The 13,550-nt window shown below is 38.9% G+C and carries 11 protein-coding genes; all 11 read left to right on the forward strand.

The window, feature by feature from the left end; genetic code table 11:
* Positions 1-14 precede the first annotated feature (14 nt).
* The 11 genes from MWG26_RS09300 (at position 15) to MWG26_RS09350 (ending at position 13,549) form a co-directional block, all read left to right on the forward strand.
* The gene (locus MWG26_RS09300; protein ID WP_025657827.1) at positions 15-1,100 is read left to right on the forward strand and encodes a glycosyltransferase family 2 protein; all 1,086 of its coding nucleotides are present in this window, start codon (positions 15-17) and stop codon (positions 1,098-1,100) included.
* A gap of 30 nt (positions 1,101-1,130) precedes the next feature.
* Entirely contained in the window at positions 1,131-2,525 is a 1,395-nt protein-coding gene (locus tag MWG26_RS09305) for an O-antigen ligase family protein (RefSeq protein WP_025657826.1), read from the forward strand.
* On the forward strand, positions 2,522-3,640 hold the full coding sequence (locus MWG26_RS09310) for a glycosyltransferase (protein WP_025657825.1): 1,119 nt from the start codon (positions 2,522-2,524) through the stop codon (positions 3,638-3,640). Before MWG26_RS09305 ends, MWG26_RS09310 begins: the two co-directional genes overlap by 4 nt.
* 136 nt (positions 3,641-3,776) lie before the next feature.
* Entirely contained in the window at positions 3,777-4,775 is a 999-nt protein-coding gene (locus MWG26_RS09315; RefSeq protein ID WP_117441144.1) for a glycosyltransferase, read from the forward strand.
* Between the two features lie 11 nt (positions 4,776-4,786).
* Positions 4,787-5,809 carry a glycosyltransferase family 2 protein gene (locus MWG26_RS09320; RefSeq protein ID WP_117441143.1) on the forward strand — a complete coding sequence of 341 codons (1,023 nt, stop codon included), beginning with the start codon at positions 4,787-4,789 and terminating at the stop codon, positions 5,807-5,809.
* A gap of 8 nt (positions 5,810-5,817) precedes the next feature.
* Positions 5,818-7,275 carry a flippase gene (locus MWG26_RS09325; protein ID WP_025657823.1) on the forward strand — a complete coding sequence of 486 codons (1,458 nt, stop codon included), beginning with the start codon at positions 5,818-5,820 and terminating at the stop codon, positions 7,273-7,275.
* Position 7,276: 1 nt separating this feature from the next.
* Positions 7,277-9,091, forward strand: coding sequence for a hypothetical protein (locus MWG26_RS09330; RefSeq protein WP_117441142.1), 1,815 nt, complete (start codon positions 7,277-7,279; stop codon positions 9,089-9,091).
* Positions 9,092-9,114: 23 nt separating this feature from the next.
* Complete coding sequence (gene rffA / locus MWG26_RS09335; protein ID WP_025657820.1) at positions 9,115-10,245, forward strand: dTDP-4-amino-4,6-dideoxygalactose transaminase; 1,131 nt, start codon at positions 9,115-9,117, stop codon at positions 10,243-10,245.
* Positions 10,246-10,262: 17 nt separating this feature from the next.
* Entirely contained in the window at positions 10,263-11,201 is a 939-nt protein-coding gene (locus MWG26_RS09340; protein ID WP_153921161.1) for a ketopantoate reductase family protein, read from the forward strand.
* A gap of 73 nt (positions 11,202-11,274) precedes the next feature.
* Positions 11,275-12,555, forward strand: a complete 1,281-nt coding sequence (locus MWG26_RS09345) for an ATP-grasp domain-containing protein (protein ID WP_117441141.1) — start codon at positions 11,275-11,277, stop codon at positions 12,553-12,555.
* Between the two features lie 13 nt (positions 12,556-12,568).
* Complete coding sequence (locus MWG26_RS09350; RefSeq protein WP_025657817.1) at positions 12,569-13,549, forward strand: hypothetical protein; 981 nt, start codon at positions 12,569-12,571, stop codon at positions 13,547-13,549.
* Position 13,550 lies beyond the last annotated feature (1 nt).

Consider the following 13,550-nt stretch of genomic DNA (forward strand, 5'->3'; position numbering starts at 1 on the left):
TGAGAGGTACATTTATGGATAAAAAAGAGGCAAAAACGCCTTATTTTTCTATCGTTATGCCCGCCTACGGTGTGGAGAAATATATAGACAGAGCGATTCAAAGCATACAGAATCAGACATTTGGCAATTGGGAGATCCTGGTGGTAGATGACTGTACTAAGGATGGAAGCGGAAGGATTGCAGAAAAATACGCCTCGGAGGACTCCCGCATCCAGGTGATACGCCATGAGGTAAACAGGGGCTTGAGCGCAGCACGCAATACCGGAACCAGGGCGGCACGCGGAGAGTACATCTGGTTTATGGATCCGGATGATTATGTGGATCATACCCTGCTGGCGCAAGTGTATGCCTCTATCGGGAAAAATCCAGCGCAGGTAGTGCTGTTCGGTCATATTGAAGAATACTATGATAAGAAGGGGCATCTCCAATATACACACCCTATCTGCCCAGAAGAACATTATTACCGGTCTGCTGAAGAATTCCGTCCCCATATAATAGAGCTGGAACAACAGACACTGTATGGGTATGCTTGGAACAAGTTTTATCTGCTTTCCTATATCCGGGAGCTGAGGCTGGATTATGAAAATGTCAGGCTGATCGAGGATATCGTCTTTAATATTAAATATTTTATGGATATAGAAAGAATGAATATTCTGCCCATTGTGCCGTATCATTACGGCAAAAGGATGGAAGCCAACCTGACGAATAAGTTTGTACCGGATTATTTTAAACTCCACAGGCAGCGGATTGAGATGCTGTTTGACCAGTTTTCCTACTGGGGGATCTGTACGGAAGCAGTCAGGAGTGTTCTGGGGAGCTTGTATGCAAGGTATATTCTTTCCGCTCTGGAAAGAAACTGTGACAGACGTTCAGGCATGAATCATGCACAGCGGTATAAGTGGTGCAAAGGGGTGTTTGCCCAGGGCCTGTTCAATGAATTGATTCCGATGGCACGGGCAAAGGAAAGCGTGACACTTCGGACTGCACTGATGCTGTTCCGCTGGAAGAAAGCAATCCCATGTTTGATGATGGGGAGGGGGATCTATATGGTAAGGAGATTTCTGCCTATGGTTTATTCGAGGGTGAAATCAGGACGTTAATGTGTTTTAAAAATAACTGCAAGGAGAATTATGACAGAGAATAAGAGATTTAAACAGGTACTTTTTATATTTAAGATGTATTATATGATTTATTTACTGCTGGCTTTCAATGCCTTTGTAAACGGCACTGTATGGATGAAATATGCGACGATATTATCGGCGGTCTGGGGAGCGGTGCTGGGGCTCTGGATGCTGAAGGATTACCGCCTGTATCTAAAGGTTCCGAATCTTTGGCCCCTGGCTGCGTTCTTACTGAGCGCGGTATTCAGCGCGGTTATGAATATAAGGTATGGATATCTGGAGAATATAGAAGGCCTTGTATGGATGTTTATCTCTTTATTTATTATATATATACCGACCTGTACGTATAGCAGGGAAGAGGTATTGAAGGAATTGAAAATTACGGCGGTGGTATATGTAGTTTACTGCACCGTTGTTCATATAATCAGCCTTTCTATGGTATATTGGGGCAGAAATATGGGATATACAGACCCTCTGGGGACAGAGCATATTGTAGGGTTCAACTGGGGGCGGCTTTGGGGAATCTACGACGAACCCAATAGGGGATCTGTTATTGCTCTGGCAGCAGTTTTTCTGGCAGTCTATCTTTTCTGGATATCCAAAAGGAAAGTCGGGAAAGTATTCTGGGTTTTCAGTATCATTGTGCAGTTTCAGTTTCTTGTGTTTTCCGATTCCAGAACCGGGGAAGTAGCTTTGGCTGCTGGTCTGTTTGTAATGGCAGGTCTCTGTCTGTACCGCCGGTTTGGAAAATGCAGAGGAAGGGCGGCGGCAGCGTTCGCTGCGGCGCTGGTGATCGGATTAGCAGCAGTGGCGGGAACCGTGGGATTCAAACAAATTTATAATACAGTAGATAAAAAAATAGAAGCAGTCCACAAGGCAAAGAAAAATATTCCAAAGAAGAGCATCTCAGGACGGAAAGCGATCGGACGGAAAGATGATCTTGCAAATGACCTGAGTAATGGCAGAATGGGAATTTGGGAAAGCGGTCTTGAGATCATAAAGGCATCTCCGGTATACGGCACCAGTTACCGCAATATTACGGAATTTGCAGAGGATCAGTTTCCGGAAACATATCTTGTGAAGAATTCTTTAGGTATAAAATATGACTCTATGCACAGCATGGTGGTGGATACAGCTACGGCACAGGGAGCTTTGGGTATAGCAGCGCTTATATGGCTCATGGTTAATACACTGTTGTATATGAAGAGAAAGGTAAAGGGAGCGGCACCTGATATCTTCAGGCCTGCGGTGGCCGTTTTCACGGTAATGGCTTCCATTTCGGCGGCGGCCACGGTGCTTTCCACGATCTTTTATGTGAATTCACCGGAGACATATTGTTTTTGGCTGTGCTTTGGATATTTCATTGCCCTGCTTCAAACAGGGCATAAGGAAGAGGCAAAATGAAAAAGGTTTTAATTGGCTTTATTATGGATGGCACAGGCGGAGGAATTGATGGATATCTGCTAAACTTTCTGGAAACCGTCGGGGGAGAGGATGTGCAGATGGACTTTCTTACCAACCATATCGATGAGGGGCTGCGGCAGCGGCTCGAAAAGTATCATTCCCGTTTATTTGAGATTCCCAGCCTGCACCACCCTTTTAAGCAGTATGCGAGAGTGTGCCATTTGATCCAGAAAAACCACTACGATATTGTTTATTTAAATATATCTACGGCAATAGATTGTGTGGCAGCTCTGGCGGCAAGAAAGTGTATGGTAAAGAAACGGGTTCTGCATTGCCATGCCAGTGGTAATGACTGTTCAAATGCACTGAAACGTCTGGTTTTTAACAGCATTCATAAGATATGCAGACTGTTTTTGTACCGGACAGGCACCGAGTACTACGGTGCTTCCAGACTGGCCGGAGAGTGGGCATTTCCGAGAAGAATCGTAGATTCGGATCGTTTTCATGTAGTAGTGAGTGGAATTGATACCCAAAAATATATGTTCAGTCAGTACATCAGGGATGACGTGAGAAGGGAACTGCAATTAGAGGACTCTTTCGTGGTCGGTCATGCTGGTACGTTCACCTATGTGAAAAATCATGAGTTTCTTCTGGAAGTATTCCGGGAAATCTATAAAAAAGATTCCAGGGCTGTTCTTCTGCTGATCGGAGCAGGAGAGGAATTGGAAATCATAAAAAAGAAGGTGCGGCAGTATGGGCTGGAAAGTGCGGTGCGTTTGACAGGCTGGAGGAATGATGTGGACAGGCTCCTTCAGGGCATGGATTTTTTTGTTCTTCCGTCTCATTTTGAGGGCCTTTCCATGATCAGTCTGGAAGCACAGGCGGCGGGGCTGCGCTGTGTATTAAGCAGCGGCGTGCCCGAAGAGGCAAAGATCAGCAGGGAATGTTATTTTCTTCCGTTAAGCGCAGGGGCTGATAAATGGGCAGAATTTATACTAGCTCACAGGGAATATGACAGAAATAACGTAAAAATAGATATGGACGGCTGCTTATTTGACCTTAATGCCCAGAAGGCTGTTCTGAGAGGAATATTATACCCAAAGGGCACCCCGTAATTCACGCCCTGACGGGCGGTCTGCAGCATAACTGCAGAACAAAGTATAGAATGGCGGCAGCTATTCCTGGATTTGAACTGCTGTGAACCGTAAAAAACTGGTGATAAACTTTGTCAGGAAGTGAGGAAATATACACATGGTGTTGGTAAGTGTTGTAGTTCCTGTGTATAATGTGCAGGATTTTCTTGAAAAGTGTGTAAAAAGTATAAAAGCACAGACATATCAGGAGTTGGAAATTATACTGGTGGACGATGGATCCACGGATTGCAGTAATGAGATGTGTGACAAATTTGCACAGGAAGACTCCAGAATTCGGGTGATCCATAAAAAAAACGGGGGACTGAGCGATGCGCGAAATGTGGGGGCAGGACTGGCGGCAGGAAAATATCTTTTTTTCCTGGACAGTGATGACTATGTGGACAGCAGGCTAGTTGAAAAAGCGGTGGGGGCAGCAGAAAAATTTGACAGCGACATCGTATATTTTGATTATAAACGGCTGGAACCAAACGGGGATGTTGAAGTATGTGACTGTAATCTCCCGGAGATGTGTCCTATCAGCCTTAAGACGAACCCGGAGCTGATGCTGCAGACACTTTCTGTGTGTGCGAAACTGTTCCGCCGGGACTTTTTTACAAAAACAGGATTGTTTTTCCCGGTAGGATACCGCTACGAGGATCTGGGTACGATTCCCAAATTAGTTCTCACGGCAGACTGTGTTGTATATTTAAGAGAACCGTTGTATTATTATATGATAAGGGAAGGCTCTATTACCACCGGCACGGAGGACGAAAAGAATTACTCCCACAGAAAAAAAATGGTGGAGGGGGTTCTGGACTATTATCGGGAAAAAGGACAGTTTGAGACTTTCCACAGGGAACTGGAGTATCTGACATTTTATAATATGTATTTTATTCCTGCCAGGGAAATGATATATCATGACAGGAAAAGTCCCTATGTGAAAAAGTGTAGGGATTTGACCGTAAAACTATTTCCCGGGTTTCGAAAGAATCCTTATATAAAAAATATGGGCAGGAAAGAAAAAGTACAGTTCTGGATACTGGAAAAACGGCAGTTCTGGATGATGAATGTACTGTCCTGGGCGAGAAAACAGTCGGACAAGATGAGAAGACGATAGGAGAAAAGACAATGGATAAGGTATTATCAGTAGTTATTCCATCATATAATGTGGAACGTTTTTTAAGGCAGACACTGGATTCTTTTCTGGATAAAAGAGTATTGAAGGATATAGAAGTGTTGATTGTAGATGACGGCTCTTCGGACGGTACGGCTGCAATAGGAAAAGTATATGAGAACAGATATCCGGACAGCTTCCGCCTGATTTCGAAGAAAAACGGCGGGCATGGTTCTACAATTAACCGGGGGATAGAGGAATCCAGGGGGACATATTTTAAAGTCGTCGATGGGGATGACTGGGTAGATACAGAGGGATTTGTCTGTATGGTGGAGAAACTGAGAACGTGCAGCGCAGACTATGTTGTATGTAATTATTATGAGGTGGACGATCAGACAAAAGAGAGGACACCGCGTGAGTTTAAAATGCTGCAAAGGGAACAGGGCAGCGGGGAATACTGGAATTTTAGTGAGATTGTCACAAGGACACAGATCCCAATGCATTCGCTGGCAATCCGTTCGGCAATTCTCAAGGAACATCATATCCGGCTGGATGAGCACTGTTTCTATGTTGATGTAGAATATATTTTGTATCCGGTTCCTTATGTGGAAAAGGTTGCTTTTTTTGATATTTATGTGTATATGTACCGTCTGGCTCAGGCGACACAGAGTGTCAGCATGCAGGGGTATCAGAAGCACATACAGAATCATATAGATGTGATCATGCATCTGACAGATTTTGTTACGGAATATGCAAAACAAGAGGACAGCCAAAAAGAAAAAATAGAGTATATATCAAAACGGATTGCGGAGATGGTAGGGGAGCAGATTACGATCTTCATGAGTTATCCGGTTGAGAATGAGGAGATGAAGCAGAAGTTTATAGAATTTGACCAAGAACTGCTCTCTAAAAATCCTGAGATATACAGACTGGCGGGGCAGGAGAGCGGGACATTAAGTCTTTTGCGGCGCACTGGGTTCAGGGGATATAAGACAATAGTGAAAATGGGGAAAAAAAGAAACGGGATGGAAGGATAACAGGCATTATGAGAATCCGTTCAGTAAAATTTAACTTCATAATGAATTTTCTCCTGACAGCATCGTCCATTATATTTCCGTTGATTACATTCCCTTATGTATCGAGGGTTCTGCAGGCGGCGGGAAATGGAAAAGTAGCGTTTGCCACAGCGGTTCTAACCTATTTTACAATGTTTGCATCTCTCGGCATTCCAACCTATGGAATCCGCGTATGTGCCCAGGTAAGAGATGACAGGGAAAAGCTTTCCAGGACAGTCCAGGAACTGTTGATCATCAATACGATTACTATGGTGATCGTATATGCAGTATTTGCAGTTATGGTATTTCTCGTCCCTGAATTTGCGAAAGAGAAGGAATTGCTGTTTATTAACAGTATCACGATGGTGCTGAATGTGTTCGGTGTCAGCTGGTTCTACAGCGCTTTGGAACAGTATGCATATATTACCGCATGTTCCCTGACATTTAAAGTTATATCCATTGTTATGATGTTTGCGTGGGTAAAAAATCCGAAAGATTATATTATATATGGTGCAATTACTGTATTTGCATCTGCCGGTTCCTATGTGTTGAACTTTATAAATCTGCATAAATATGTTACATTAAAGAAGAAAGGTCCCTATAACTTTAAACGGCACTTAAAGCCTATAGGAATCTTTTTTGCCATGTCTGCGGCTACCAGTGTATATACCAATCTGGATGTTGTTATGATCCAGTTTATAAAAGACGAGACTGAGGTGGGATATTATAATGCAGCAGTCAAAGTGAAGACTATATTAGTCAGCCTGATAACTTCACTCGGAACGGTTCTGCTTCCCAGGCTGTCTTTTTATGTGAAACAGAAAGAGCAGGACGCCTTCCGGAAAACAATTGTAAAGGCATTCAATTTTGTTTTGATCCTGGCCTCTTCCGTTATGCTTTACTTCATGATATTTGCGCGGGAGACCATTTTGACATTGTCGGGAAGCGAATATCTTCCGTCTATTCTGCCGATGATATTATTAATGCCAACGGTTCTTTTTATCGGTCTGTCAAATATTACAGGCATCCAGATCCTTACCCCCCTGGGAAGAGAAAGGGAAGTGCTGATTTCCATTATCTGCGGGGCGGTTGTGGATTTTGTGCTGAATCTGATACTGATAGGAAGATACGGAGCTTCGGGAGCTGCTTTCGCAACGCTGCTGGCTGAACTGATAGTTTTGGCGGTGCAATGTGTTTATCTGAAAGACATGCTGAGCAAAGTAGTCAGAGAGATCAGCCTGGGCAAAACAGCGGCGGCACTGGCTGCTGCAGGAATTGTGGGAGGCGTGCTCAAGATGCAGCTGGAACTACCTTCGTTTATAATGATCTGCATAACTGGCGTTGCTTTTTATGGTGTGTTTGGTATGGCGCTTCTTATATTGAAAGAACCATTTGTCATGGAAATGTGGGAAATGGTGAAAAATATGCTTTATAAAGGATACAAATAGGATGATGAATAAAAGTATAAATAGGATACATGACAGGATAAGCCCTGTCTGGGATAAAGTGAAAAAACATAATCTTTTGACGGCAGTCATCATAAATGCCGTCTTTCTGGCACTCGTACTTGTATTCTGCGAGATTAAATACGAGACCTCGGATGATTATATTATGGCTGCGATCATGTCCGGAGCCTACAGCGGTACACCAAATCCGCATATGATATTTATTAATATCTTATGGGGGTATCTTTTACTGCCATTTTATTATCTGGTTCCGCAGATCAGTTGGTATCTGATCGCGCAGCTGGCATTGTGTTTCTGTGCATTCACGGCGGTTACTTATCTGTTGCTGAAGAGGCTGGATACGATTATGGGTATCATGCTTTCCGTTTTATTTATTACTTTTTTTTCAGATGATGCATATATTATGGTCCAGTTTACAAAAACAGCGATACTTGCAGTAATGGCGGGAAGTATCCTGTTTTTGTGGGCATTGTTTCATGACGAAAGGTGCAGGAAACGGGAGATTGCTGCAGGAGCGGCGCTTGTAGTTGCGGGGAGCTTGATAAGGTTTAGTGTGATTTATATAGCCGGTGGGTTTTTACTATTTATATTGATTGTAGAATTTATACAATTTTTTCGCCATAAAAGTGAAGGAAAATGGAGGAAGTTTGTGCAAATTGCTGTTTCTGGTGTTATACTTATAACGGCAGTAGTCGTGGCAAAGCAATTAGACAGTTATATATACAGTAGAAATGAAAAATATAGTTTTTTTAATGAATATAGTAGTGCACGGGCAGGAATAGTAGACAAAAAGGATTACGGATATTGGGCAGGGGAAAAGGAGTATAAGAAATTAGGACTGTCTGAAAATGATTATTTATTGCTACGAACTTGGAATGCCGCTGATCCAGACTTTTATAATTTAGATTTGCTTCAGCAGACAAAAAAAATAATTAATGATTATGAAGAGACATTGGGACTTGACAGGGATTATATTAAAGCGGAGCTGAGGGCAAGAAATTATTGGTCATACCCGGCTTTATGGGGGGGGTTTATTTTAACTTTTCTAACCATTTGTTTTATTAAGCGATACTGGGGAATAGCAGTAATATCTGCAGGAATAACGTATTTATATATGGTTTATTTTGTGGTCATTGGACGGATCATATATCGAATAGAATACGCAGTATTTATAAGTTTTTTCTTGACTATAATTTATTGTTGGGATAAAAAAAGATGTCGAACTATGCAAAATAGTTTGGAAATCAAAAACATTTGTGGTATATTATTAATATTACTGTGTACTTATCAGTTACCCACTTATCGTCTAAATAATTGGGCTCAATTTATTTCAGGGGATGAGTATAAAAGTTATATTGAAGATAATTTCTATGAGTCGTGGAATTATGATAGTAGGAGATACCGTTGTGCTACGTATAACGAAAATAGCTTTAGTAATCTTAAAACTAAAATTATTTCAAATCCGCAAGATTATTATTTTTTAAACTTTAGTACTACAATTCAGGTATTATACCTTGCTGATAACCCGTTTTTTACTAATGGTGAAGAAGAAACATATCAAAACTGTTCTTTCTTATATGGGGTTACAGTTAATTTTCCTGATATACTAGACAAATTAGAAGTAAATGGAGTGGACAATCCTTTAAGAGATTTAGTTAATGAGAATATTTATTTAGTAGATAATCTCTATCAAGAGAAGATTTTAAAATATTTACGTGAGCATTACTATCCTGATGCTAGGATGGAACTTGCTGAAGAGATTGATGGATTTAAGATATGGAAGTTTTATAAATATTAAAAAGGAACAAAAGAGGGAAAAACATGATTAATTTTAATGTACCACCAGTTATTGGAAAAGAGTTAGAATATATTAAAGTTGCTATTGAAAATAGAAAGATATGTGGCGACGGGGAGTTTACTAAAAAGTGTTCTTCTTGGATAGAACAAAACACAGGAACAGCTAAAGCTTTATTAACTACTTCATGTACACACGCAACTGAAATGTCAGCAATATTAGCAAATATAAAAGAAGGTGACGAGGTAATAATGCCTTCATATACTTTCGTTTCTACAGCAGATGCTTTTGTTCTTCGGGGCGCGCGAGTTGTTTTTGTTGATATTAGACCAGATACAATGAATATTGACGAAACGTTAATTGAAAATGCGATCACAGATCGGACGAAAGCTATTGTGCCCGTTCACTATGCCGGAGTCGCTTGTGAAATGGATACAATATGCAGCTTGGCAGATAAATATGGCCTATTTGTAATCGAAGATGCTGCACAAGCTGTTATGTCAAGTTATAAGGGGATTCCATTAGGGAGTATTGGGGATTTTGGGTGTTTTAGTTTTCATGAAACAAAGAATTTTAGTATGGGTGAAGGTGGCGCTCTTTTGATTAAAAGAGGAGAGGATATTGAAAAAGCAGAGATTGTTCGTGAAAAAGGAACAAACAGAAGTAAATTTTTTAGAGGCCAAATAGATAAGTATACTTGGGTAGATGCTGGATCGTCATATTTACCAAGTGAATTAAATGCAGCATATCTATGGGCGCAATTCGAAGAAGCAGATAAAATCTTTAATAGCAGGATGAGCAACTGGAATATTTACTATGATAGGTTAAAGCATTTGGAAGATAAAGGAGTACTAGAATTACCTCAAATACCTAAAGAATGTAAACATAATGCACATATGTTTTATATTAAAGTTCAGGATCTAAGTGAACGAACAGAACTAATTAATTATTTGAAAGAGAAAAATATCAATGCTGTTTTTCATTACATACCATTGCATAGTTCTCCGGCTGGTTTGAAGTTTGGAAAATTTATTGGAGAGGATAAATATACCACAACTGAGAGTGAAAGACTTTTACGTTTGCCATTATATTATGGATTGAAAAAAAATGAGGTTCAGTATATTACTGAAATTATAGAAGGATATTATTCTAGATAAATGATTGGAGGAAAAGAATGATTAAACGAGTTGGTATTGTCGGAGCGGGAGCAGTCGGTAGTTCTTTAGGAAGTGCACTATACTTAAAATACGGAAATGATTTTTGCTTTGTTGCAAGGGGAGCAAGAGCAGAAAGGTTAAGAAATACAGGCATTACAGTTAATGGAGAAAAGTTACGGCCGGACATATATTCCGCACCAGATGGAAGAAAGTTAGATTTAATTCTGTTATGTGTTAAAAATTATAGTTTAGAGGAAACCATTGAAGACATAAGAGAACTTATAGATGAAGACACAGTAATATTACCATTGCTTAATGGAGTTACTGCTGTTGGAAGGGTAAGAGAAGCCTTTCCAAAGAATTCTGTTCCTTATGGTATTGTAATGAGAACAGATGCAGAAAGAATAGATAAGAATATAACAGTTTCCGTTAGAGGAGAAATACAAATAGGATTTGGAAAAGGCGAAGCCATTTCAGCCGATTTAGACGAAATAAGGCGGTGTTTTTGTGATGCGGGAATTTCCACAGTTATTTATCAAGATATGCGATATATGTTGTGGCGTAAATGGATGATTAATATCGGTTCAAATCAAGTTTCTGTTCTAACGGGGGCCAAATTTAAATATTTTGGAGAATTTGAAGAAATAATTATTTTAGTTACTGATGCAATACAAGAAATTTTAGATATTTCTAAAAAAATGGAAATAGGATTAACAGAGAAAGATCGGGATGATATAGTTCAAATATTAATCAATTATCCGCCCGAGAAAAAGACCTCAATGTTGCAAGACATTGAGGCTAAAAGGAAAACGGAAATTGACTATTTTGCTGGTACAGTCATCGAATTAGGAAAAAAGACTGGAATTGCTACGCCGGTTAACAGAATATTATACTATGCTATCAAGGCGAAAGAGAAAGTTGGACTTGCTGAAAAACTAGGAGAAGAGCGTTTATAATACACCTTTTAAAAACAAACTATAAGTATATGTGAAATTAAAATTTAAATTACATGAATGATGAGGTATAAACATGGAATTACAGGGTAAAAAGTTGGTCGTTTTAGGTGGGGTAGCAATGATTTGTGAACTTGTAGAAAATGCAAAAAATAGAGGGGCTTATGTAATTGTAGCCGATTATTATTCGAATTCACCGGCTAAAAAAGTAGCTGATCAAGCTTGGCTCATCAGTACAGCAGATACAGAGCAATTGGCGGTAAAATGTATTGAAAATGGTGTTGATGGTGTTATAGCTGCATTTGATGACTTTAATGTAGCCTGTGCACAAAAGCTGAGTGAAAAAATAAAGAAACCTTTTTACGCGACAGCAGCACAGGTTGAAGCCACTATGGATAAAGTGAATTTTAAAAAGTTATGTAAATTGAATGATGTTCCATCAACTCCTGAATTTGAAATAGATGATGAACTATCTCAGAATTGTTTAGATAAGATAAATTATCCAGTTATTATAAAGCCTGTTGATGGCAGTGGGGCTAGAGGTATTACAATCTGCTATTCTGAGAAAGAGCTGATTGACGCTTATAAGAAAGCTAAATCTACATCAAAGAAAGGAAACGTAATTTTAGAAAAATATATTGTAGGTGATGAAATAGGAGTAAATTACGTGCTACAGGATGGGGAAATTTCTGCAACTGTTTTGCATGATCGATATATGCAGAAAAGTAATGGGAATAGTGTGCGTTTACCTGTGGCATACGTATATCCATCTAAGTATACAGAAAAATACTTAGAAAATGAAAACCAAAAAGTTATAGCTATGTTTAAGTCTATTGGTATGGAAAATGGAACACTCTTTCTTCAGGGATGCATGGAAAATGAAGTATGTTATTTTTATGAAATGGGATATAGATTAAACGGCGCAAAACAATATCAAATTTTAAATGATTTATGTGGTTTTAATCCTATGGAGATGATTGTAAACTTTTCTCTAACTGGAAAAATGGAAGAGCACAGTATAAAACCATTAGTTAATCCGATGCTTTCAAAAGTTTGTTGTACTTTATCAATTCTCGCAAAACCAGGCTATATCAGTAAAATTACAGGATTAGATAGAATAAAAGCATTAAAGGAAACATTAGCAGTTACACAATGGTACAAAGAAGGAGAAAGTATAGATGAAGATGCTTTAGGGACACAAAAGCAAATAGCCATGCGTATTACAGTTGCAACAGAAGATAGAAAGCAGCTTGCTAGAGTGATTAACCAAATCTATGAAATTTTAGATATACTGGACGATAAACAAAATAGCATTTTAATAGATCAATTTGATACTACAGAGCTTTTAACAGATTAGAGGAGTTTGTAGAATGGATGTTTATGAAATGGGGGGATATCTTCCATTAGAATTAGGTGCCGGGACTGGTTTTTTTAAAAATATAGAAGATACTCACATTTTGGAATTAAATACGGGTAGAGCGGCTATTTGGTGTGCTGTTATGAGTCTAGATGTGGATAAAGTGATGGTTCCTTATTTTTATTGTCCCGATATAATTAAAATGTTACAAAATATGGATGTTGAAATTATTTTTTACCATATTGGGGAAGACTTAATGCCAGTTAATATAAATATGGATGAGTCTAATTTTGTTATTATTCTAGTAAACTATTATGGCATTATCGGCAATGAAGTAGTGAATTATTCCAAAAAATTTAAAAAGGTTATTATAGACCAGGCTCATGCATTTTATTATCCTCCGGTTATGAATGACGGGGTTATGAATGTTTATTCATGCAGAAAATTTTTTGGGGTACCTGATGGTGCTTATTTAATTGGAAAAGGTATAAAAGACTTTTCACTGGAAAGAGATGTTTCATATAACAGAGCAGTATTTTTGTTGAAAAGTATTGAATTAGGGACCAATAGCGCATATTTGGAAAGTAAATTAAATGAGACTGAAATTGGAAAAAATATCTTAAAAATGTCTTTGTTAACAAAACATATACTAAACGGAATTAATTATGAATTAATATCTGAAAAAAGAAAAAGAAATTTTGAATATTTGCATAATAGGTTCGATAACATTCAATTATTGAAAATACCAAATGGAGATAAGGTTCCTTATGTTTATCCGTTAATGCTTAATCAAGGGATACATGAAACATTGGTACAGCATAATGTATATGTGCCAATTTTATGGAAAGATCTTATAAATAATAATGATAAAAATACAGTGGAATATATGTACGCGAGTAGGATCATGGCACTACCAATAGATCAACGCTATGATATTCCAGATTTAGAGTACTTGATATCATTAGTACTAGATATATCAAAAAATAACAACTAAT

Origin of the sequence: Faecalicatena contorta (assembly GCF_022835095.1) — a bacterium.
In the GTDB taxonomy this organism is placed as follows: Bacteria; Bacillota; Clostridia; order Lachnospirales; family Lachnospiraceae; genus Faecalicatena; species Faecalicatena contorta.

Bases quoted from the DNA above. Each gene is read 5' to 3' on its own strand.
- MWG26_RS09320 (WP_117441143.1), top strand. From the start codon at position 4,787: ATGGATAAGGTATTATCAGTAGTTATTCCATCATATAATGTGGAACGT.
- MWG26_RS09330 (WP_117441142.1), top strand. From the start codon at position 7,277: ATGATGAATAAAAGTATAAATAGGATACATGACAGGATAAGCCCTGTC.
- MWG26_RS09325 (WP_025657823.1), top strand. From the start codon at position 5,818: ATGAGAATCCGTTCAGTAAAATTTAACTTCATAATGAATTTTCTCCTG.
- MWG26_RS09350 (WP_025657817.1), top strand. From the start codon at position 12,569: ATGGATGTTTATGAAATGGGGGGATATCTTCCATTAGAATTAGGTGCC.
- MWG26_RS09340 (WP_153921161.1), top strand. From the start codon at position 10,263: ATGATTAAACGAGTTGGTATTGTCGGAGCGGGAGCAGTCGGTAGTTCT.
- MWG26_RS09315 (WP_117441144.1), top strand. From the start codon at position 3,777: ATGGTGTTGGTAAGTGTTGTAGTTCCTGTGTATAATGTGCAGGATTTT.
- MWG26_RS09305 (WP_025657826.1), top strand. From the start codon at position 1,131: ATGACAGAGAATAAGAGATTTAAACAGGTACTTTTTATATTTAAGATG.
- rffA (WP_025657820.1), top strand. From the start codon at position 9,115: ATGATTAATTTTAATGTACCACCAGTTATTGGAAAAGAGTTAGAATAT.
- MWG26_RS09345 (WP_117441141.1), top strand. From the start codon at position 11,275: ATGGAATTACAGGGTAAAAAGTTGGTCGTTTTAGGTGGGGTAGCAATG.
- MWG26_RS09300 (WP_025657827.1), top strand. From the start codon at position 15: ATGGATAAAAAAGAGGCAAAAACGCCTTATTTTTCTATCGTTATGCCC.
- MWG26_RS09310 (WP_025657825.1), top strand. From the start codon at position 2,522: ATGAAAAAGGTTTTAATTGGCTTTATTATGGATGGCACAGGCGGAGGA.